The organism is Prevotella sp. P2-180 (assembly GCF_002251435.1).
Lineage (GTDB): Bacteria > Bacteroidota > Bacteroidia > Bacteroidales > Bacteroidaceae > Prevotella.
Genome location: NZ_NPJI01000110.1, coordinates 26,377 through 49,714 on the forward strand (window position 1 = coordinate 26,377; position 23,338 = coordinate 49,714).

20 protein-coding genes are annotated in these 23,338 nt (G+C 43.8%); 11 read left to right on the forward strand and 9 right to left on the reverse strand.

The window, feature by feature from the left end; translation table 11 throughout:
• Positions 1-32: 32 nt before the first annotated feature.
• Positions 33-3,119, reverse strand: coding sequence for a two-component regulator propeller domain-containing protein (locus CIK98_RS15420; protein ID WP_094385807.1), 3,087 nt, complete (start codon positions 3,117-3,119; stop codon positions 33-35).
• Between the two features lie 38 nt (positions 3,120-3,157).
• The gene (locus CIK98_RS15425) at positions 3,158-4,180 is read right to left on the reverse strand and encodes a LacI family DNA-binding transcriptional regulator (RefSeq protein ID WP_094385809.1); all 1,023 of its coding nucleotides are present in this window, start codon (positions 4,178-4,180) and stop codon (positions 3,158-3,160) included.
• Positions 4,181-4,430: 250 nt separating this feature from the next.
• On the opposite strand from CIK98_RS15425, the gene CIK98_RS15430 reads away from it, so the two are divergent.
• On the forward strand, positions 4,431-5,351 hold the full coding sequence (locus tag CIK98_RS15430) for a 2-dehydropantoate 2-reductase (protein WP_094385810.1): 921 nt from the start codon (positions 4,431-4,433) through the stop codon (positions 5,349-5,351).
• Here the strand turns inward: CIK98_RS15430 and ruvA are convergent.
• On the reverse strand, positions 5,323-5,925 hold the full coding sequence (gene ruvA, locus CIK98_RS15435) for a Holliday junction branch migration protein RuvA (protein ID WP_094385812.1): 603 nt from the start codon (positions 5,923-5,925) through the stop codon (positions 5,323-5,325). The genes CIK98_RS15430 and ruvA overlap by 29 nt on opposite strands.
• A gap of 223 nt (positions 5,926-6,148) precedes the next feature.
• On the opposite strand from ruvA, the gene CIK98_RS15440 reads away from it, so the two are divergent.
• Complete coding sequence (locus CIK98_RS15440) at positions 6,149-7,048, forward strand: diaminopimelate dehydrogenase (RefSeq protein ID WP_094386213.1); 900 nt, start codon at positions 6,149-6,151, stop codon at positions 7,046-7,048.
• A gap of 125 nt (positions 7,049-7,173) precedes the next feature.
• Here the strand turns inward: CIK98_RS15440 and CIK98_RS18380 are convergent, their stop codons facing one another.
• From CIK98_RS18380 to CIK98_RS15455, 4 genes are all read right to left on the reverse strand, one after another.
• Positions 7,174-7,296: a smalltalk protein gene (locus tag CIK98_RS18380; protein WP_172409793.1), complete on the reverse strand. Its 123-nt coding sequence runs from the start codon at positions 7,294-7,296 to the stop codon at positions 7,174-7,176.
• Positions 7,297-7,481: 185 nt separating this feature from the next.
• Positions 7,482-8,003 (reverse strand): DNA-binding protein, encoded by a 522-nt coding sequence (locus CIK98_RS15445; protein ID WP_094385814.1) that lies wholly within the window; start codon positions 8,001-8,003, stop codon positions 7,482-7,484.
• An 870-nt stretch (positions 8,004-8,873) separates the two neighbouring features.
• Positions 8,874-9,125: a hypothetical protein gene (locus CIK98_RS15450; protein ID WP_094385816.1), complete on the reverse strand. Its 252-nt coding sequence runs from the start codon at positions 9,123-9,125 to the stop codon at positions 8,874-8,876.
• A gap of 10 nt (positions 9,126-9,135) precedes the next feature.
• On the reverse strand, positions 9,136-9,429 hold the full coding sequence (locus CIK98_RS15455; protein WP_141210567.1) for a DUF4160 domain-containing protein: 294 nt from the start codon (positions 9,427-9,429) through the stop codon (positions 9,136-9,138).
• 936 nt (positions 9,430-10,365) lie between these two features.
• On the opposite strand from CIK98_RS15455, the gene CIK98_RS15465 reads away from it, so the two are divergent.
• The 4 genes from CIK98_RS15465 (at position 10,366) to CIK98_RS15480 (ending at position 14,129) form a co-directional block, all read left to right on the forward strand.
• Complete coding sequence (locus tag CIK98_RS15465) at positions 10,366-11,292, forward strand: Rpn family recombination-promoting nuclease/putative transposase (RefSeq protein WP_094385821.1); 927 nt, start codon at positions 10,366-10,368, stop codon at positions 11,290-11,292.
• A 364-nt stretch (positions 11,293-11,656) separates the two neighbouring features.
• Positions 11,657-12,874 (forward strand): PD-(D/E)XK nuclease family protein, encoded by a 1,218-nt coding sequence (locus tag CIK98_RS15470; protein WP_094385823.1) that lies wholly within the window; start codon positions 11,657-11,659, stop codon positions 12,872-12,874.
• 87 nt (positions 12,875-12,961) lie between these two features.
• On the forward strand, positions 12,962-13,246 hold the full coding sequence (locus CIK98_RS19090) for a HaeII family restriction endonuclease (protein WP_371683281.1): 285 nt from the start codon (positions 12,962-12,964) through the stop codon (positions 13,244-13,246).
• Positions 13,247-13,283: 37 nt separating this feature from the next.
• Positions 13,284-14,129, forward strand: a complete 846-nt coding sequence (locus CIK98_RS15480; RefSeq protein ID WP_094385826.1) for an AbiH family protein — start codon at positions 13,284-13,286, stop codon at positions 14,127-14,129.
• A 208-nt stretch (positions 14,130-14,337) separates the two neighbouring features.
• Here CIK98_RS15480 and CIK98_RS18385 read toward each other — a convergent pair whose 3' ends face one another.
• On the reverse strand, positions 14,338-14,475 hold the full coding sequence (locus tag CIK98_RS18385) for a hypothetical protein (RefSeq protein ID WP_172409989.1): 138 nt from the start codon (positions 14,473-14,475) through the stop codon (positions 14,338-14,340).
• 13 nt (positions 14,476-14,488) lie between these two features.
• Positions 14,489-18,400 (reverse strand): BspA family leucine-rich repeat surface protein, encoded by a 3,912-nt coding sequence (locus tag CIK98_RS15485; protein WP_094385828.1) that lies wholly within the window; start codon positions 18,398-18,400, stop codon positions 14,489-14,491.
• Positions 18,401-18,948: 548 nt separating this feature from the next.
• Here CIK98_RS15485 and CIK98_RS15490 point away from each other — a divergent pair.
• The 5 genes from CIK98_RS15490 (at position 18,949) to CIK98_RS15520 (ending at position 23,334) form a co-directional block, all read left to right on the forward strand.
• Entirely contained in the window at positions 18,949-19,833 is an 885-nt protein-coding gene (locus CIK98_RS15490; RefSeq protein WP_094385830.1) for an Rpn family recombination-promoting nuclease/putative transposase, read from the forward strand.
• Between the two features lie 274 nt (positions 19,834-20,107).
• Positions 20,108-21,244 carry a hypothetical protein gene (locus CIK98_RS15495; protein ID WP_094385832.1) on the forward strand — a complete coding sequence of 379 codons (1,137 nt, stop codon included), beginning with the start codon at positions 20,108-20,110 and terminating at the stop codon, positions 21,242-21,244.
• Between the two features lie 808 nt (positions 21,245-22,052).
• Positions 22,053-22,376 (forward strand): hypothetical protein, encoded by a 324-nt coding sequence (locus CIK98_RS15510; RefSeq protein WP_094385837.1) that lies wholly within the window; start codon positions 22,053-22,055, stop codon positions 22,374-22,376.
• A 76-nt stretch (positions 22,377-22,452) separates the two neighbouring features.
• A complete protein-coding gene (locus CIK98_RS15515) occupies positions 22,453-22,731 on the forward strand; it encodes a hypothetical protein (protein WP_094385839.1) in 279 nt (92 codons plus the stop codon).
• Positions 22,732-22,794: 63 nt separating this feature from the next.
• Positions 22,795-23,334, forward strand: a complete 540-nt coding sequence (locus CIK98_RS15520; RefSeq protein ID WP_141210568.1) for a hypothetical protein — start codon at positions 22,795-22,797, stop codon at positions 23,332-23,334.
• The last annotated feature ends 4 nt before the right edge of the window (positions 23,335-23,338 follow it).

The window sequence follows — 23,338 nt, forward strand, 5'->3', positions numbered from 1 at the left end:
AGAATGAGGAATGAAGAATGAAGAATCATTTTTCATTCTTCATTCTTCTTATACTGCGACGGTATCACCCCGTATTTATCCTTAAAGTACTTTGTGAAATAGCGGGGATTGTTGAATCCGACCTTATAGCTTATTTCGCTTATGGAGAGCTGACTCTTAAGAATGAGTTGCTCTGCATGACGAAGACGAATATCGCGAATAAACTCCGATGGAGTCTGACCAGTGATGGCAGTAAGACGTTTATATAAATGTACACGCGACATATTCAATGCCTCACTCATCGTCTCCACCGAGATGTCACTGTTCGACAGGTTTGACTCAACATATTCCGTGGCCGAATTCACCAGACGCTGGTCAAGACTCACTATCTGCATATCGGAGATAGTGGGTCTTATAAACCCTTGTTTCTCTTCAGCCGGCTGAGTATTTTTCTCGTTCACATCCGACATTAGCGACTCTACCATCGAGAAAACTTCTTGTTGCTGTTCATATCTCTCCTCATTATCCTCACTGCTCATTAAGGAGTCGAGCTTTGAGAAAATATCATCAAACGAGTGACGCAGATTGTCGCTCATGTTATCGTAAGCGCTTGCAGCCTCACGCCTCTTGCGCTTCTCCGTCTCCGCCACCATCTTTATTTTTTCAAGGCGCAGTTTCTTCACCTCGCGTCGATGCAACATCCATAGCAACACACCCGCCAATATAATATATATAAGGTATGCCCACCATGTTCTCCAGAACGGAGGGTTAATAACAATCTCCATGCAGCTTTCTTCAGCACCTATCTGGTTACAGTCGTCAAGCAGCTTCACAACCAGCTTGTATGTCCCGGGAGCCAATCCTGCAAAGGATATGTTCGGATTGCCTATTTCGGTCTTCATCCATTTGTCGCTAAATCCCTCTAACCGGTAAACATACTGCGAGCGGTTGTTGATAAGTCCCTGGTCGGAAGCCATCTGTATGGTAAACATGTTCTCTTTGTAGCTCAGTGTCATGTGGCGTATCTCGTTGAGCGCCTCTGGCAATATGACGCGACCGTTATATTTCTTGCCCACCTCAACCTGCTGGCCGTAAAGCATCAGTCCGCTAAACAACGGGCGGCCTACTACCTTTCGGCTACCCAATTGGTCAGGCTTTATGATATTAAGGCCATTGGTGACACCAACAAGTATCTTCCCGTCGTGTGTCAGGAACGACGATCGCTGGTTGTAAGGTCCAGGCAGCAGTCCGTCGCGGTTGTTGTAGTTTCGTATATCCATCTGCCACTGTCCGTCGTCGTATTTGAGCAATATCAGCGACACACCATATTCAGTAGCCACCCAAATATTTTTATTGTTGTCTTCTACCACTGAATACACCGCATTTCCAGCCAATCCGGTGGTTTGGTCCAACAGTGTCACTCTTCCAGTGGCATTGTCAAGTACGTGAACTCCAGCTGCCGAGCAATACCATATCAGTCCGCGGCTGTCTGAAAACACCTGGGTATTCGACGAAGTCACCACGGTCATTCTCGTTGAGTCCTGGTCAAGTTTCATGTTCACCACCTTCCTTGTCTTCGGGTCAATAAGCGAGTAGTTGTTCGATGTTCCCACAACGATCCATCCCTCCGACGTCATCTGCATCGACGACACATAATCGCTTGCAATTCTTGAATTTTTGCTGTTGTAAGTATCAACGGTTCCCGTTTCCGGGTTAATACACTGCACTCCCGCTCCCAGTGTGCCTATCCAGATATTTTTGTCGGGTGCTTCCACCACAGCCCACACGTTGTCGTCGCCAATGGTTCCTTTCCTCATTGCGGTAAATCGCCCGTTGGCATAGTGCAACAGGCCACCTCCGTAAGTTCCGAACCACAATGTTCCGTCGCTTGCGCAAAGACTTGCCACAAGAATGTTCGACGTAAGTCCGTCGGCAGCTGTGAAATGTCGGCTCTCACCCGTAATAGGATTATATCGGTATATGCCCGACTCGTTTGTTCCGAGCCAGTAGTTGCCTTCCTTGTCCTCAGTCACAGTGTTCACGCTTCCGGTCTTCAGTTTGCTCACGTAAGTATTGCCAAACACCACCTGGTTCACACCCCCCATGTATGTACCAATCCACATCTGTCCACTACGGTCAAGGTAAAGACAAACCACGTTTATGTCAGAAAAGCTTGTTTCGTTATTTATATCTTTCTCGTATTGGTATATTCTCTTTTTTGCAAAGTCCAGGACAAACAATCCTGAATGGTTGGTACCAAGAAACATGTGTCCGTTTCTGTCTTCCATAGCCGACGTCACCATCTCCACCTTAGGCACATCAGCAAACCCGAGCTTTCTGAGCAGATGGTTCACGCCATTATACCATTTTCTTGTTTTCTGCATATACACATAGCAGTCTCCATCCGTCATCACCCAGTAGTTTCTGTCATGGTCAATATATATACTGTTGTTCACGACATCAGCCGTCTGTCTTTGCTTTACGTAGTTGCTCACCCAGACCACTTTTCCCTTGTCGCCGTCTAGAGCGGCAATCACTCCGTTTTTCAGTATCATCACCGTGTGTTTCCCGTAAGAGTCAAACGACGACAATCCGGAATTGGGTCCATACTTTGCGTCGTCCACTACAAAGCTCGACTTGATATTCTTGCTTGGATTGTAGTAGTAAAGCTTTCCTCCCCAAACCTTTATCCAGTAGTTCTTTCTTTTGTCTATATATACCTTTTCCACGGCACCTTCCGCTCCAGCCTTTTTCAGCCATGGCGAGAGGTTCTGCTCAAACTGCTCGGTCTTTGGGTCATATACACAGTATTTCAGTTCCTGCTGTACCCAAATTCTTCCGTCTACATCCTCAAAAAGATTATCGACATAATCGCTGAGCAGCGCCGTACTGTCCTTTATGTTGGAATGGAACTCCCGGAAGCGGTATCCGTCATATCTGTTCAGTCCATACTGCGTACCAATCCACACAAAGCCTTTCGAGTCCTTAAGAATGCAGTTTACCTGTGAGTTTGACAGTCCGTTTCTGGTGTCAAGTCGTCTGAATTTCAGGTCAGGCTTATCCGCATTGGCATATATTGAAGCCATCATGAGCAGCAATGCCAATATCAGCCTGTATGAGTTATGTTTGCTGTAGTACATTTTAAGTTGAATGTTAGTTGTGTTATTATATAAATGTTCTATTGTCGCTTAGCCGAAGTCTCTCTGATAACGAGTTTCTGCGGTACTATCACCTTTCTCACCTTTGTGTCTCCGTCGATGGCCTTCAACAACAGTCGGCACGACTCTCGCCCCATGTCTCTCGACCTGTCGGCAATCACGCTCATTCTCGGTGTCACATATTCCGTGTGCACATCGTCAGAGAAGCCAATCAGCGCCACGTCGTCAGGTATTTTCAGTTTCAGCTGCCTAATGGCTGCGTAAGCCGCAAATGTGATTATGTCGTTGAAGGCAAGAATGGCATCGGGTCTGTCGTCGCGGCTCAAGAGCTTCAGGGTGTTTTCCAATGCCGTGTTGTAGTCTATCTTGTCACACACCACAACTTCCCTGTCTATTGGTATGCGGTGTTCCCTTAACGCCTCAAGATATCCATGCTTTCTGCGTTTCACCATGTCGATATGGTTTGGTCCGCCAATAAAAGCGATACGTCGGCTTCCGGTCTTTATCAGGTGGTCGGTGGCCCGTTGCGCCGCTTCGTCGCCGTTTGCGGTCACTGTCGAGAACTTGTCGGTCATGCAAGTACGTCCGAAAAACACGAGCGGAATGCCCATATCGGCAATTTCCTCAAAGTGAGAGTAGTCGGTGGTGTTTTGCGCAAGACAGGCAATGATGCCCTCCACATGCATGTCGATAAACGTGTCAACAGCCTTTGCCTCCAGGAGACAGTCTTCATGGCTGTTGGCACTGATGATGGAATATCCCGACTTTGACGCCTCCTCCTCTATGCCGTCAAGCACGGCAGAATAGAAGTGGGTCACCAGATTAGGCACCACCACGCCAATAATTCTCGGAGCCTCCCTTCTGAGGCTTCGGGCGAAAGGATTAGGCCTGTAGTTCAGCTCCTTGGCAAGTGCCTTCACCCTCTCCTGCATCTCCCGTCCTATCTCCGGGCTGTTGCGCAGGGCTCGGCTTACGGTTGCTATGCTCACACCAAGTCGTGCAGCCAAATCCTTCAACGATGTTCTATGTTTCGTGTTGTTCATTTCTCGTTAGGAGTCTTTTTTTTTAGGTTTTTGACCTTTTCGACTGCAAATATACGGCGATTTGTCGAAAAATGCAAACGTTTACGTTATTTTTTTCCAAAAAAGTAGTGGATTTTAATAAAAAAGGTGTAACTTTGCACCAAATTTTTGAAATTGAGTAATGAATAGTTGATAATAAGTTAGTTAGAAAACGTTACTGGTAAGGGCTGTCGTGAGACAGCCCTACTTTTTTAAAACAAGCAAGCAAATTATGAAATATGCAATAATTGGAACAGGGGCTATAGGAGGTTTCTATGGCGCCCGACTCGACAAGGCGGGATTCGAGGTCCACTTCCTGCTTCACACCGACTACCAATACGTAGTCGACCACGGGCTCACCATCGACTCGTGCGACGGAAACTTCACACTTCCCTCGCCTAAAGTGTATGACTCCACCTCAGAGATGCCACAATGCGACGTGGTCATCGTGGCCCTGAAGACCACCCAAAACCATCTTTTGCCCTCACTCCTTCCGCCGCTTCTCAAGCCCGACACCATCATCCTGCTCATACAAAACGGCATCGGTGTTGAAGCCGACGTCCAGCAGCTATTCCCCTCGCAGCCAATAGCAGCGGGCATGGCGTTCATCTGTTCCGCAAAAGCAGGACCTGGACATATCAACCACCAGTTCTACGGCAACATCAACATTGGCAACTACAGTTGCCACAACCCTCAACGCTACGGGCAGATGCTCGCCGACTTCCGTGCCGCAGGCATAGGAGCCGCCGACGTGGAGTATCTTGAGGCACGATGGAAGAAGGCCGTGTGGAACATGCCGTTCAACGGAATGACCGTGGCTCTCAACACCACCACCAACCGCCTGCTCTCCTGCGAGTCCACTCATCGCCTCATCTACGACCAGATGCTTGAGGTCATAGGAGCCGCACAGGCATTAGGCGTGAAAAACCTCGACACTCGATTTGCCGACAAGATGATAGCCAACACCATAAAGATGCCGCCCTACTCTCCAAGCATGAAGCTCGATTTCGATTTTCATCGGCCCATGGAGATAAACTATCTCTACACCCGACCTATAGCAGAAGCTCGCGCAGCAGGCTTCGCCATGCCCAAACTCGAAATGCTCGAAGCAGAGTTGAAATTCATCACTTTATCATCTTCAACGCCATCTTGATCACCTGCTCCACAGCAGCAGTGGGATTGTCCTTCAATATCTGCATCACCACCTTCTGCGACGGAGCAGGCGAGAAGCCAAGCATCGTAAGTGCGCTCACTGCCTCCTCCTTCACCTTGTTGTCCACTGGGTTTTCCATAGATCCTCCGGCAGGTATCTCCTCGGCAATACCCAACGACACAATCTTGTCGCGCAAGTCAACAATAATGCGCTGAGCCGTTTTCAGCCCGATACCTTTTATCGTCTTTATCATGCGTTCGTTGCCCGTGGAGATACTGTTACACAGCTCTGCGGGACTCATCGACGAGAGCACCATACGTGCAGTGTTTGGCCCCACCCCCGACACTGTGATTAGTAGCAGAAACATTTCACGCTCCTTCTTTGACGCAAAACCAAACAACACATGAGCGTCCTCCCTAATCGACTCATACACATAGAGTTTTACATCCTTTTTACCCTGAATGGCAGAATAGCAGTTGAGCGATATGTTCATCGCATAGCCTACTCCAGCAGCCTCCACCACCGCCATGGCCGGAGTAAGTTCAGACAGTTCACCTTTTATATAATCAATCATATTATTATATTTATTAGTTGACGAGTTGACTCGTCAACTAAGATTCTTCATATATAAAGACGTTTTTACTTACAGATTATTGTATTTTGGTTCAATAAAAATATCAATTCAACAAAACTCCAACATTTTATTATTTTTTTCTTCCAAAATGACACATATTTCACGGAAAAAGAGTAATTTTGCAACCGAATTAAAGCAATATAATCAAACAACGATAAAAGAAATGAAAAAAATCAGAGCAGCCGTAGTAGGATACGGCAACATCGGAAAATACACCGTACAGGCTCTCGAAGCAGCAGGCGACTTTGAAATCGCCGGCATCGTAAGACGTAATGGTGCCGAAAACAAACCCGCAGAACTGGCACAGTATGAAGTGGTGAAAAACATCCGCGAACTTAAGGATGTCGACGTGGCTATCTTGGCAGCGCCCACACGCTCATGCCCAGACTTTGCCAAAGACATTCTGCCACTGGGCATCAACACCGTCGACAGCTTCGACATCCACACAAGCATCCTCGACTACCGTCGCGAACTCATGCCTATAAACAAGGCTACTAACACCGTATCGGTCATTGCTGCCGGTTGGGACCCGGGATCCGACTCCATCGTGCGCACACTCATGCAGAGTCTTGCTCCTAAGGGACTGAGCTACACCAACTTCGGTCCGGGCATGTCGATGGGTCACTCCGTTTGCGTTCGCTCAAAGGAAGGTGTGAAAAACGCCCTCTCTATGACAATTCCTCTCGGCCAGGGAATCCATCGCCGCATGGTATACGTTGAGCTCGAAGAAGGCTACACTCTCGAAGAGGTAACAAAGGCCATAAAGGCAGACCCATACTTCGCCAACGACGAGACACACGTGTTCCAGGTAGCCTCGGTTGACGATGTCCGCGACATGGGCCATGGCGTAAACCTCGTGCGCAAGGGTGTCAGCGGCCAGACCCAGAACCAGCGTCTGGAGTTCAACATGAGCATCAACAATCCCGCCCTCACCGGTCAGGTGCTCGTCAACGTAGCCCGTGCCTCAATGCGCCAGCAACCCGGCTGCTACACCATGATCGAGATTCCTGTTGTAGACATGCTCGAAGGCGACCGCGAAGACCTCATATCACACCTTGTATAAAAGACACACCACACACAAAAACAATATCATAAAACCACGACAAAGGGGAGTTAAAAGGCACAATGCCGAATAACTTCCCCTTTTTTATGTTTGGCAGCGAAGAGGTTCTGCCAAAGTCGAGTCATTTAGAAGTACACATTGGCACCCATACAGCTCGTCACTCCGAGCGTGGTAGCTATTGCCGACAGTGCGGCCACAATCAGCTGAAGAATCAGCTTCCAAGTATTCGTTTTATTAGTTGTACTCATAATCGTAATTTTTAAAAGTTTACTTTATTTTACCAAAGAGTTTAAGAGTTTAAGAGTTTTTGTATAATGATAGAGGTTAAAACTCTTTCCCTCTTTATCTCTTTGGTTTAAATAATACCCTTCGTAGGGAATTACCACTTCTTTAAGGTTTACCTTTTAATCTTTAAGGTTTTACCTTTTAAAGTTTACTGTCCGAGGTCGTCGCCACCGCTGTCGCTTCCGCCGGCACCGGCATCCTCACCTCCACTCGGATTCTCAGGGTCCTCTATCACGCCAGAGTCACTGGAGTTCACACGCTTCACCACCTTTCCGTTGCGGTCGTAGCAGGTGATGCTCACTGCGGTGTTCATCAGTTCCTTCTTCACGTCGCTAGAAGGCACGAAGATGATCTTTCGGGTAGTGATGAGGCTCGACGCCACCATGTTCACGTCCTCCACGCTCTTTGCGTTCAGACCGAATCGCATTGTTCCCAGTCCCGGCACCGGCACCGAATGGCCCTCAGTAGCCCACGCCTTAATCACGTCTCCGCAAGCAGAGAACGCGGCTTGGAGAGCACCCTTTTGGATACCCGATCGAAGAGAAGCCTCCTCAATCATCTTGCTCTCAGAGAGAGATGAATACTTTTCTGCGGCCATCTGGTAGACGTACTTACCAGCCCTAGGGCCGACCATGAGCTTACGCTCTTGCGCTTTTACTTTAATTGTCATAACACTCTAATTTTTAAATTAAACAATAAATTTTTCTAACACGCTGCAAAGATACTACAAAATTTTTAATCATGCAATAAATTGCATGATTAATTTCCGTGCATTATGTTTATTTAACATACACTTTCCTTTACACAATTTTTTCTACTGACAATTTTTTGCGCGCCAATTATCGCGCAATTGCAAGCCAGTAGACATGAGGTGGAATACACATCTAGGGTATGAATGGAATATAAAACTGTGAATCTGTAAATCTGTGAATTATCACAATTAACAGATTCACAGTTTGATATTCTGGCATCCCTTTTTTGAAAAATATTTATTATATTATTATTATATATATATAATAATATAATAAGTAAAAATCGGAAAATATGACCCTTATAATATCAAACTGTGAATCTGTGTATTTGTGAATATACTGTCTTTTCCTATGTCTTTTCCTATATAAGGTTGACTCTCTCAGAGCTTGGTTTAACTTAAAATATGTTTACGTACTAAAATCGTTGACTATGACATCTAAAAAGATTGACTGTCTTTCCTGATTCGGTTGACTCTTTGCCTGAAAAAGTTGACCTCGTACGGAATCAGTTGACTTTTCATATTCTTTTGTTGACCTTGTACTGAATTCGTTGACTATGAAACAACCATGAAAACACTCGTGGAAGCCCTGCTCACGGGGCAGACAACCCCCTGTCCCTCAACCTGCGGAAGGCTCTTTATGTGATGTTATATATCGCTGACGATGCTATGCTATAGCAAGTACCTCCCCCTAAATCGTTAAGGATTAGGCGGTTATATCGTGTAATGTATATGATTGGCAATGCTGTCATACGTTGCGAATTGTATCTATGTTGGGTAGAAAAAAAACTATGCAGCGGGTTGATTAATACTCATTATGTCAAGGATGGAATACACTCTTGTCATGTGCTCAAAAGTGAAATATTGGTGGTCAAGAATCATCCACTCATTACGATGCTTCAGAGACATGTTCTTTATGTCGGGGAACATACTTACCGGTACGATAATCTGACGACCATCAGTGAGCATGACACTGAACTTGCCATGCATATTGAAATCAAGCCACTTGATTCCAACATTTACATTAGGAATCTTACACATAGTCTTGTTTTTATTTAATTCTTTTACTTTCTGTTTTAATACCTGAGAATGTCTTATCAATCTGTTCGTTGATAAAATCCCAGTTTTTATCTAACGCTTTCATTATGGCTTCATTCTCTTTTGCTGAGAGCTTGGAGTAGGCAATCTCAATGCATTTCTCGCCGTTAGTTTCAATCCAGAATTTTGCAGCACATTCCTGATCGCGTTTGCCTCTATAGAATACATGTACATGACGTCGATTGTCATTTATATCTATCGGGAAAACAACAAACATGAACACTGACATCCAAGCAATCTGCCCCACTACAATTCTGTTTTTATTGTTATTAAATATGCCATACTTATTGGCTTAACTTTCGTGCAGTATATAATATCTGCGCAGCAAAATTACACAAATTCTTTCATATAAGCATCAAAATGCTCGGGAAATTATTCATATTTATAATAGTTTAACGTTGAAATACGCGCTCTTCCGCTTTTTTGGATGCAAAATTAATAGAAATCAATGATACCTGCCAAATCTTGCCACTATACGACCAAATTCAACTCTGAACGACATAAGTTCCCCACAATCTTCTCTATTCATAGAACCTTAATCCTTTTCTTTCCTTACTCTCTTTACCATTAGGCTTTTCAGGATCCGCCTTTACCAACGTTGACGGTGCAGCTTACCTTATCAAAGTTACATCCAATCCTTCAGACCGCCCAATTTGGTTTGTAGTTGCCCCACTTTGATTTGTAGATGCCGCATTTTGTATCTCCAACACCCAACATCTGTTAAAAATCGCCTCCATTTCCACACTTTTTGCATAAAAATGGCTGCGGCTCGGCAAAAAAAAACAAGTAAACTTGCTTTTTTGCACTTACCTTGCACATTTTTTCCTCAAATTCCTTGCACAATCCAAATAAATGTTTTACCTTTGCAGCAACAGTTCCTGCCACGCCTCTTCCTTGAATGCGTACCACGGCAGGACTTCGTATTTTTAAGCAGGACAGGGGACAGGTCACTGTCCCGCGGGGATATTCAAAAATATAATCTCAAATGTTACAAAAAATGAGGAGGCAGGACACTGACCTGTCCCCTGTCCCTTGAGTAAATATGCTTGTTTCTCAGAACAATGTGGTCGTATGACACAAATAGGAGTGATATTTTTTTTGGGGAGTAGAGAAAGAAAAACAATAAAAACCTTGCGTTTCCCGATTTTTTTTCCTATTTTTGCACACACAAAATAGTGCAATTATGGCAAAACGTTATCTTGACCCAAAGGCAGACCTCACCTTCAAGAAGGTGTTCGGCGAGCATCCTGACCTCGTAATCAGCCTGCTCAATGCGCTTCTCCCATTAAAGAAAGGGGAGGAGATACAGAGTGTGGAGTATCTGACGCCCGAAATGGTGCCGGACAATCCTCTGCGCAAGTTCAGCATCGTGGATGTGAGGTGCAAGGACCAGCGTGGGAGGCAGTTCATCGTGGAGATGCAGATGGTGTGGTCGCCGGAGTTCATGCAGAGGGTGATGTTCAACTCTGCCAAGGCTTACGTGCGCCAGCTCGACAAGAAGGAGGACTACCGCCTTCTTGAGCCAGTGTATTCGCTGAATCTCGTCAACGATGTCTTTCTTAAGGACGTTCCCGAATACTATCACTACTACCGCATGGTGCACGAGAAGCATACCGAAAAGGTGATAGACGGTCTGCACCTTGTGTTCGTGGAGCTGCCCAAGTTCACTCCTCACACCATGAACGAGAAGAAGATGCAAGTCCTTTGGCTGCGCTATCTCACAGAGATTTATGGCTATATGGAGACCGTCCCGCAGGAGTTGCTTGACAATCCAGAGATAAACAAGGCGATGGAGGTAGTAGAGGAATCGGCATTTTCTCCCGAGCAGCTTCTCGGCTACGACAAGTTTTGGGACATCATCAGGACTGAGACCACGCTTTATAACAGTGGCGTAAGGCAAGGCCGTGAGGAAGGCGAGGCGATTGGATTAGAGAAAGGCCGTGAGGAAGGTCGCGCTGAAGGTCGTGAGGAAGGTCGTGAGGAAGGTCGTGCGGAAGGCAGAAAGGAAGGCCTAAGACAAACTGCCCATAACCTGAAATCCATGGGTCTGGGTATTGCCGACATACAGAAGGCTACGGGACTCAGCGAGGAGGAGATTCGTGATTTGTGATATGGCTTTTCTATGGTCCGAGCCAGGCTTTTACCAGCGGCTTTTAACTTCCTGAGCGACCAAAGGAAGCGATAACTCCTTTTAACTCCTAAAGTTGAGCAAATGCGAAACTTAAATAAACGATGGCCGACATAACAGGTTTAACAAACCAGGACAGGGGACAGGTCACTGTCCCGCAGGAATATTCAAAAATATAATCTCAAATGTTACAAAAAATGAGGAGGCAGGACACGGACCTGTCCCCTGTCCCTGAAAATCGACTCCTCAATCTCTCAATGCAACAAAATGATTTCACTCCTTCAGGAGCGCAAACAGATAATAATAAACGACGTAGTGACAGGTAAATTAAAGGTGTGCTAACGATATGGACAGTTTTGACTCATTCATAGAAAGATACGAAACGATGATTGGTGACCACATAGCATCAATCAAAGCCTTCTTGTCTGGCTCAAAGGCCATCGGATGGGAATACTCCAAAGTTAAGAAGTCTAAGTCTGGAAATCCGTTCAACGTGTTCACCATGACATCCGACCTCTACTATCGTGAGAATTTTCATAGCGATATCATCAGAGTGTTTTTGGATACTGCCGAGAACCATAATGAAGGAAACGCTTTCCTGTTCGCATTCATAGACTTCATAAACAAAAGTTTTGGTAACAAGGTCAGCATATCAAAACAGGATTACGAAACAGCGAAGGCTGAGCGAGAACCAGGAAGGATAGACATTCTCGTGAGCTCTGAGGCATCGAAGCACTGCATCATAATAGAAAACAAGATGAACAATGCCCCAGACACGCATAGGCAACTTCCAAAATATTACGACCGCATGACTGGCTTAGGCTACAAGGTGGACGCAATAGTATATCTGCCATTGAACGCAGATAAAATACCCGACCAGACAACATGGACAGACGAAGACCGGCAACACGTGCTTCCGTTGTTGTGCATCGTTCCAGCATATCGGCAGAAAGGCATGAACCTCGTTGAAGGATGGCTCGAGCCTTGCACTCTAAAGACAAAGAATATCGACTGCGTGTCAGTCATTAGACAATATAGCGAACTAATAAAAATACTAAGCAAAAATATTATGGACAATGTAATTCTTGAGAAATTTTATAATTCACTCTTAGTAGGTGAGAATCATAAAACAGCCATTTCTATCAAAAATATGCTTACCGACTTGCCGATATACATGAAGGACAGAATTGCTGATATATTGATGAGTAAAAACCATAATAATGTCTGGAAGTGGAAGCAAAATCCCAAGCATTGTGGTCTGATACATGACACACCTGATGGCCAATACAAAATAGATATATGGTCGCACGAATGTGGATATACTATAAAAGTGTTTGGTCAGAACATGTCGATTAAGGATGTTCCATGGAGCGATAATATTCTTGCAGGACTGAATCAATTGAACTTTGTCGTGAAAACAGACGGTTATGAAAGATATGAAAAGGAGTATTCGTTTACAGACGAGGCAAAGGTAATTGAGGAGGCTGAGATAATAGAGGATTTAATGTGTGACATGTTGAAGCAAAACAATGACAACAACAAAGACAAACGAGCAGGCATTTGAAAACAGGATATGGGACATCAGGCCAGGGGACAGGTCACAGTCCCGCAGGAATATTCAAAAATATAATCTCAAATGTTACAAAAAATGATGAGGCAGGACACGGACCTGTCCACAGTCCCCATTATCGTATGTAAAGACGTAGAGAAAGATGTAATCGTTTCTTTATTGTCACAAATAGGTTGGAGAAGTCATATTCAAAGTGTTGTTTCTGAGACCGATTTGGTGAATTGGTACGAAAAAGCTCTTAGAGGTCAATATTCTGAGTTATTAGCCGATAAACTGCTATATGTCTTGCTCAAGAAATTGCAGAAGAGTTCTCCTCCGTCGATAACACACCAGATATTATTAAAATGCGTCAATATGAAAATGTAAAATACCGAAAGTGGCAATAGGAAGATAATAATTTGAAATGCAAACACTAATTATTTTAGGCAATGGCTTTGATTTGGACTTAGGTTGGAAGACTTCTTATAAGGATTTCTTCCAAGCTAAGCAAGACTCCTTTTATCTATACAACAATCTCTCTTATATTAAGCGAATGATAGAGGGTGAGTGTTGGTATAACTTAGAGGGATATTTGAGAAAGTGTGTGTTGAGCGTGGAACAAGCAGATGCCAAACGGCTCAACGACTTTTGGCAAATATGCAGTAATTTTATGCTTGACTATTTCAATAAAAACATATCAAAATTTAAGACCAACTACAACAGTTGCGCCTATCGTCTTATGACAACACTAAGCAACTCTATTGTTTATACCTTTAACTATACTAATCCATTTGCAAAAGAAGGAATAACGGAGCCTGAGATTCATTTCATCCATGGCAAATTAAAAGATTCAATAAGCGGAACTCAGATGAAGTTGGGTGTGGATATGGGAGTGGTTCAGCAGAATGATTTATCAAAAGACTATTATTTGAAACCATTGCTAAAATCTGACGCAAATACAGAAAAAGATGAGCTTTTATGTCAACTAAAGAAATCTCAAAATATCATTATATATGGTCATTCTCTCTCAATAACTGATTCTGACTATTTCAAGCTGTTCTTTGAATATATTACGTCCAACCGTTTCATTTCCAAATCCCTCTACTTTGTTGTATATGATGCTAATGGACTGCAGATGATAAAGAACAATATGAAAGAGTATGGTATATCGTTTGATGAAATTCAATTCTCCCAAAATGAAATAAATATTGTATATACGTCAAAAGGGACAGAAGATAATGCTTTTAAGAATATGCTTGGAGTAGTATAAGCAAGTATTCTTTCTCCTTATTCTAAATCCTTGCCTCGGCAAATCTTCCACAATTCCCTCCAACTCCTTGTACACATTGGATAGTTCCTCTTTGGGCAGGACAGGGGACAGGTCACTGTCCCGCAGGAATATTCAAAAATATAATCTCAAATGTTACAAAAAATGAGGAGGCAGGACACGGACCTGGTCCGTGTCCCTTGTATTTCCTTTATCTTGGATTGTCACATACCTCATCCTCAAAAGGAATATCATCATAAAGAGAACCTCTTTCTGAACCAGCCAGAATCACAGTCGGTTCAATCTCATACACCTTCATCTCGGGTTTAATATATACTTTCTTCTTCATAGTCATTCATTATTTATTTGATATACTTCTTTCCATTCTTGATATACATTCCCTTGGTCGGCTCGCTGTTTATCTTGCGGCCTTGCAGGTCGTAGATGCCTGTGCTGCCTGATGCATCGGCACCCGACTCCGTATTGACGTGGATGTCCTCTATGCCTGTCGCCTCACCATCACCTATCACATTGATTGAGATGCTGCGCAACATTGTGGCAGGCTCAACTGGAGTGCTGGTGCGGTCGGTGGCAGAGAGATACCAGCGCTGAGGGAGAAGCACGGTACTCTCGGTGGTCTTGTATAACTTTCCGGCATCGAGTACAAAGTCCGTAGCTGCTGTCAGTCCTGTCTTGCCATTCAGTGTACCAAAGAACTGGTAATAGCGAGTGACACTTGAACAGTCGATGCTCTTGTCGGCAGCAGCTGAAAACTCTGCATTCTCGAAGGTCAATGTCTTTTCGACTTCTTTCTCGGGAGCTGTCTTCATGCGCATGAGACAAGGAGTGAGAGCTGGTATAGTGCTGCCTTTGGTCACTCGTTTCACTTCGAGCACTACATTGTACGTTCCGTTCTCTTGCTCGTATTCATGGAAATTGTTGATGGTAGCCATCTCATAATCAGACTCCAACTTGCTGCAGTCGATAGCGAACGGCACATACACCGCCATCCATTTGTCATCGTAGAACGTGCGTTTGTAAGCCAAGGAGGTGACAGTGAACTCTGCCTGGTTGTCGTATGCAGTGGCATCTGCCAACGTGAATGATTCTACCTTATAAATACCATCCTCCAACTTTGCCTCTATGCTTCCGTCGCTTGTGGCATAATATCCAATATGTCCGCAGCCATCTCTCTTGCATACCTTCTGATAGATATGCTTTGTTGTGTTGAGTGATACATCTCCTGGCATATCATGGTCTATCTTGACCTTAGTGGTATTCGCATAAGTATTTCCCGCATTCGATGTTCCACCGCAAAACAGAATGGCATAATATACGGTATTGTTTCCAGTATTATTACATATAGGCCAAGTATCACCCTCAGCCGCAAGATTCTGATACCATATCTGCGTGCCGTCAGTCTTGCCTTTATTGAGCAGATAGCACACCTCGCCACTCTTAAACTGTGCGGTGGTCTTGTATGTAGTGCCTTCAATGGCGGCGGTCTCGCTGTCGGCGAGGTAGTAGCAGTTGGTGATGGTTCCGGTGTTTGTCTGGCAGATGCCGCCGGCACCTTGAGAGCTTCCCGTGGTAGTTCCCATAAAGAAGCAGCTCTCTATCGTTCCGCTGTTTGTCTGGCAGAGACTTCCATTGGCACCTTCGTCTATTGTTGCCTCCGCTATGCCCAAGTTCTTTAACGTGCCGCTGTTCTGAGCGAATAGGGCTGAAGAGGCTGAGCTGAAGTTCAGTCCGCTGATGGTATGTCCGCATCCGTCGAAAGTGCCGCTGTAGCCGCTGCTGCCTATGGCCGGCAGATTGTATGCATCTGTCAGTGTGATGTTTGCCATCAGGCCTGCGCATATTGCGGTGTAGGGAGTGGCAGTCTCTCCTTCAGCTGGGGTATATGTGCCATTGACTTTATTGGCAAATGTCTTCAAGTCATCAACCGTGTTAATACCATAAGAGAAATAACCTGTGTGATAGTTGGCATAGTTTTTATTCCAATTACCCTCTATATAACTTGAAGCCCCCTTAAGTTTATCGCAATATCTGAACATATATGTATCAGATGTTACATTGTCTATAGTGAACTCGTCAGAGACATAGATAGTAGTAAGTGCATTGCAAGCATTAAACATATAATACATATCTGTCACCTGCGAAGTCTCGAAATCCGAAAGGTTGAGGGTGGTGATTTTTGTACAACTAAAGAACATTGAATTCATACTTTTCACCTCTGATGTATTGAGGTATTCCAAGCCCTCGATAGAGGCAAGGTTCGAACATTCATAAAACCAATGATAGCATGTGACAGGTCTGGCGGATGCGAATGACGGTTCAAACACTACTTTGTTTATAGATGTACGATAGTTATACCATCCTTGATCTTGATTATCCGATTTGATCGTACACAAGACCTCATTTTCTGCTAATTGAGAAATATTTGTATCATACTTGAATGTCAAGCTATTGTTGCTACTGTTGAATACAGCGTATGCCGAACAATCCCCGGAATTTTTAAAATATCCAGTTGTCGTATTAGCATACTCTGCATTCGTCTTGTCTGAGCTGTATGCAACTGCTCCTACAAGCGATGTGCAACCTGAAAACATATCAGATGATGATGTTCCGGCAGAGGTTGTGAAGTTGCTGGATGCATAAATGGTCGTGAGCTCAGAGCAACCAAAAAACATAGAGTTCATGTTATCGACATTCGCCGTATTAAAGCCACTCAAGTCAAGTGTGGTGAGGGATGAGCAGTTACGGAACATATTTTGCATATTCGTAACATCCACGGTGTTTAGGTTCTCAATGCCGTTGATGGTGGTAAGAGAGGTACAATTCTGAAACCAGCAGTAACACGTTGTGGGACGAATATCCTTAAACGACTCGTCGAACACTACCGTCGTGATATATGATGCTTGCGAATACCATTTTGGAGAGGTGGAAACATCAGGAATGTCATAAACCGTTATACCTTCTCCTCCCGTAGGTTTTTCACCATACTTGAATGTCAAGTTTTTGTCGGCATTTGTATATACGACGTATGCTCCCTTGGGGTTAGTTTCAGAACCCTTTATGGAGAAATATCCATCTGTAGTAGTAGCATAGTTTGCATCCGTCTTGCTCGAATTATATATTATGGCTCCTACAAGCAATGTGCAACCTGAAAACATATCATCAGATGATGTTACGGCAGTGGTTGTGAAGTTGCTGGATGCATATATGGTCTTGAGCTTAGAGCAACCATTAAACATATAACTCATGTCCTCGACTTCTTCTGTATTAAAGCCACTCAAGTCAAGGGTAGTGAGGGATGAGCAGTTATAGAACATATATTGCATATCCTCCACTTTCTCGGTTTTTAGGTTCTCAATGCCGTTGATGGTGGTCAGAGAGGTACAATTCTGAAACCAGCAGTAACACGTTGTGGGACGAATATCCTTAAACGACTCGTCGAACACTACCGTCGTGATAGATGATGCTTGCGAATTCCAGCCTGGAGAGGTGGAAACATCAGGAATGTCATAAACCGTTATACCTTCTCCTCCCGTAGGTTTTTCACCATACTTGAATGTCAAGTTTTTGTCGGCATCTGTATATACGACGTATGCTTCCTTGGGTTTAGTTTCAGAACCCTTTATGGAGAAATATCCATCTGTAGTATTAGCATAGCTTGCATCCGTCTTGCTCGGATCATATTCTATGGCTCCTACAAGCGATGTGCAATCTGAAAACATGTAACTAGATGATGTTCCAGCAGAGATTATGAAATTGCTGGATGCATATATGGTCGTGAGCTCAGAGCAATTACAAAACATCATATCCATGTACCCAACATTCGCCGTATTAAAGCCACTCAAGTCAAGGGTAGTGAGGGATTTGCAGTTATAGAACATCTTATCCATATCCGTAACACTCTCGGTGTTTAGGTTCTCAATGCCGTTGATGGTGGTCAGAGAGGTACAATCATTAAACCAGTTGAAACACCTAGTGGGACGAGCATCCTTAAACGACCCGTCGAACACTACCGTCTTGATAGACGACGATACTTGTGACTTCCATTCTGGAGAGGAGGAAACATCAGGAATGTCATACACCGTTATACCTTCTCCTCTCGTAGGTTTCACGCCATACTTGAATGTTAGAGTACTGGTGGATGAATCAAACACTGTGTACATCACCTGCGCCCATGCCATCTTTGGCATAGCCATTGCCGTTACGAGCAGAAGCATCGTGACGAGCCATCTGAATTGTGTTGATTCCTTTTTCATATTATACTTTATTTATTATTTTGTCATTGCAAAGTTAAGATGTTTTGAATGTCCCTAAATCATTATGAGTCAGGCGGTTGTATAGGGTAATGTATATGGTTGGCAATGCTGTCATACGTAGCTAATGTTAACTAATTTAATCATGCTTTTTCTTTGCAGAAGTGTATCATATACAACTTCTGCGTTGCAAAAGTACACATTTTATTTCATATAAGCATCAAAATCATCGGAAAATTATTCAATATTCTGACAATTTAACAATTATACACACCATTCCGCACTAAAATGTCTTATCTTTGCACCACAAGAACCCGCCAAGCCTCTCAACGATGCTCAAATGAGCGGGTCGTTTTATTTTATGAAATATAATAAGGAATACTCATCACCATCTGAACTTATATCCATAATTTATCGCTGAAGGCAGGAAGAAAAAATGAATCAAGGCACTTGCCATGTGATTCTTCTATCCGTTAATTTTTTGTAAGATTTTCACCCCTTTTATTGCAGTTTCAACAAAAAGGATTATCTTTGTGACCAAAAAGCGAGATATGGCAAAATACATTAATCCTTTCACCGATGTCGGTTTCAAGAGAATCTTCGGACAAGAGCTGTCGAAACCGCTGCTGCTCGACTTCCTCAATAGCCTTTTTGAGGGAGAGAAGCACATCGTCAACCTTACATTCCTCGACAAGGAGCAACCAGCACTGTTTGAGGAAGACAGGTCGCTGATTTACGACATATATTGCGAGACCGACGAGGGCGAGAAGATAATAGTAGAGATGCAAAACAAGTCGCAGCCATTCTTCAAGAACAGGAGCATATACTACGTGTCGGAGTCGATAGCCCGACAAGGTGAGCGCGGTTCGTCATGGAACTATGAGATAGACTCTGTTTATCTTGTGGCGTTCCTTAACTTCAGCCCCTTGGATTTCAAGAAGCAGTTCCGCACTGATGTCGTTCTTGCCGAGAAGGACACGAAGGAGCTATTCTCCGACAAGTTGCGTATGATATACCTCCAGCTCCCATTGTTCAAGAAGGATGCTGATGAATGTGAGAATCAAGTAGAGCGTTGGATTTATTTGTTAAAGAATATGGAAACACTAAACAGATTGCCCTGGGCTGCCCAGAGTGCCGTTTTCAAGAAACTCGAGAGCATAGCCGATGTTGGCGGTATGACCCGTGCCGAACGCCTGCAATACGACGAGGCACTGAAGAAATACCGCGACACCATCAGTGTGTTTCAGGGTGTGAGATTGGAAGGCATTATGGAAGGCCGAAAGGAAGGCATGGAATTGGGCGTTCTAAAAGGCCGAGAGGAAGGTCTAAAGGAAGGTATGATTGCAAATGCCCGGAAGATGAAGGCATATGGTTTGGCATTAGAAATGATAGCCGACATAACAGGTTTAACAATAGATGAAGTGAGGGACTTGTAGTTCCTCACTTTTTTTAGGGGCGAAGGAACATTAGTTTTGATGAGGACTCAGCGAAGCTGGTTATAGCCCATTATAGTGAAATGTAAATAAATGCCCAAATAGACATTTCTGGGGCTTTCCATGAAATCGGCTTCATGGGAAGCCCCAGAATCGTATTTGCCGATGACACGAGAACACAAACTACAATTTTCTCACTACTAAAACTTACTTATGAGGGACTCACTACGAGCCTCCTTACCAAACCTATATATTTATATTACTAACAAAAACAAGTATGGATTTTTTTGAAATCGAAAAGGAATTGGAGATGCGAAGCTGCATCTCCAAGGGCATCTACGACAGGATGCATGAGTTGCGTTACCACATTGAGATGGAACTGAAACATCTCGGAGAATATCTGAAAATGGAAAACATTCCGAAAGCGTCGGCATCGTGGCTTATTGTTTATGCGGCTGAAAACGTGAGGGAGATGGCTAACACTATGGCTGACGTGAAGAAAATGGCGGAGGAATGTGTGCTGATGCCGGTGGAGAAATTTTGGGACGACGACATCGACAGAATGCTGAAGGCTTTGGCGCAGTTGGTGGACGACATTGCGCAGAAGAGCGACAGAACTCAATACGACGTGTTCAGACATTCAGCATGCAGAGAGTTGGAGGTATATTACAAAATGGAGGAAAAGGTCTCGACAATAGCGGAAATTGTGGTCGGATGGATTGCAAAACTTAGAAAGGAAATGGAGGAAGCGATGAAGATTATGAATAATCCTACGGAGAAAGCACGACTGTTTGACAAGATGCTGGAGGCTTATACCGACGAGACAATGAATGACGAAGATCTGTGGATGGCTAACGACTGCCGAAAGGCTCTCGTGGATATGGCTTCGCTGAGTGACTATCTGAAAATGGCTTTGATTTTCGGCAATAATCATATTGCCCTGATTTCGAACCTGATGAAAAGCGGATGCACAGAGAGGCAGTTGATGACCGTGATGGAGTATGTGAAGTTGACAGAAAAAGTGAGGCAGAGAAACAAAGGCGCACAGGGTGATATAGGACTCGTGAAAGTGAACGGAACGGAACGAGACCGACGCTTCGCCTACGCCGTGAACAACGTGAAAAAGGAAGGGCTGATAAAATTCGGCTACGACTGGACTTGGATTGAGCTTTACTGCGAAGGTGAAATGACGGATGCCAACTTCTCTACTCCTGCCTCGTTTCTCGACTATCTTTCGGTGCTCGGCATCGACTCGTTGCCCGACAGGACAACATTGGCGAAGAAGGTTGATATGGTGAAAGGTAAATATCCGAACTGGACGTTCAGCGACTCTAAAAACGCATCGGAAACGATGAGAAGACAACGTGTTGTCGGGCGGTTTATTTTCCACTACAACAAATTTTTGAGACAATAATTTGGTGTTTTAACGGAAAAGTAGTATTTTTGCAATCGGGTTTTGAACGCACGGCAGGCGTGTCGGCGTGATGAGATACCTAATTCTTAAGATTGACATCATAAAGTGTTATCCCCTTTTTCGAAATGTGGCAATTTCAATGAAATGACAAGGATAATAACGGTTGATGTTCATGACTGGGATTATTGTACCCTTCGGCTTGAAGGGCATGATATATCTTCCAGGGCGTGAACTATCGTTGTTATTTGTCATAGGCGATGCCACTGCCTGAAAAGGATAATAACGATTAGTTTCACGCCTTTTTTGTGCTTTCAATCTATAATTCACTCAAAAATTCCCAATCATCCACAAAAGTTCCCAAAAAATTCACTCAAACGTTCACAAAAGTTCCCAAACGTTCCCAAAAGTTCCCAAACGTTCACTCTGACATGAATTCTCGACTATTTTTCGGTGCTCGAAATCGACTCTTTGACCTACAAAAAACATATAATTTAGCACGAAAACTGTCGTTTTTATGGTTTTAAGGCGATTCAACTGCCTTAGAAGGATAATAACGATTATTTTCATGCTTTTTTTGCGTTTTCAATAGAAAAATTCACTCAAACATTCACTCAAACATTCCCAAACGTTCCCAAACGTTCACGCTGACAATTTTCCTATTGCCAGCAATATTTTCTTGCCTTAACTTTGCATAAGGAAAGCGGCATCTCGGCATAATTGCTCAAGCGAGCTTGGCAAATTCTGCTCTCGATTTGCATTTCCTTTGCATCGAAAACAAGAAACAATAATTTTTTAAAGGTAAGAAAATATGAGAATCAATTTTTTGAAAATCGACGTTTGGGGCAGGGAACTGCTGAACGTGAAAATGGAGAAGCGTACTACTCACCAGTATTCGCTGCCCGACCATTGGGCTGACCTTACGGTGAAGTCGGTGTGGAATGAGGACAAGCAGGACGAACTGCTTTGTGCGGTGAGTCCTTGGTCGGCGAATGTGAACATCAAACTGAAACACCGGTCGATGATGGTGTTGTTTGAATTTGTGTTTGAACTGTGTCGTGGCGCAGCCGAAATCGGATTAAAGCTGAACGTGATGCAGGACAGTGACAAGGAACGACAACCATTGAACCCATAGTATTATTACGATGAAGATAATGATGTATATGGAGTACATCAAGAAGAATAAATGTTTAACAAATTAATTTACAATTATGCAAGTAATAGCAAAAATCGAGAAATGGGCCCAACAGCCCGACGTTCAGACTCAGAACGGAATGACAAGTAAGGCTCAGGTGGTGTTACGCTTCCCGGGCGGAAGAAACGCAGAAGGTTTCGTAGGCACTGTCTTTGGAGCGGTGGCAGGAAAGCCGTTGGCTGTAGGCACGATAGTTGTGGCCGACGTGCATTTTGCCACACACGAGTACGATGGCAAGGTGTATCAGGACGTGAATATCTTTGACCTGATGCCGCTGAAGTCACCACAGCAATAAAAGATTAAAAAATTAAAGAGGGTGGAAGGAGGAGGTGAAAAATAATTTATTAATTTAAGAAAAATGAAGACAATTAATGTTAGGGCAGACTTATTCTGCAAAGTGATTTTAGCCTCAATGGGCATCTCGAATGTTACTAATGAGAAGTTGGAAAAAGATGATGATGTCGTGGTATATACATGCGATGTGATTGAACAAAGCAACATGGTAATGGAATACGTGGCTTCCATCTTTTCAAATGCCAACATACACGGTAGTATGGGCAAGAATGGTTGGATGCGCGAACTTTGCATCACAATGAAATATGACCTTGAGGAAATTAACGGAGTGAAATATCTCGTGGTGGAAAAGCAGTTTTTCGAAAGTATTGTTGAAATGCTTGTGAAACGACTTTTCGGAATATGCAGCAACGCGGAACTGATAGTGGAAGCTGTGGAAAAAATCAACCATACATCTGTCTATGATGTTTTTGTGAATGTAGAATATGAATCCAAACCGATATTTGATTTAGACCATGAATCAATCAAATTTATCAACTTCATCGGTAGCGGAATTGAAATTGCAGTTGAGGATAAAGAACATCTGTATATAAACATTTATTAATAAG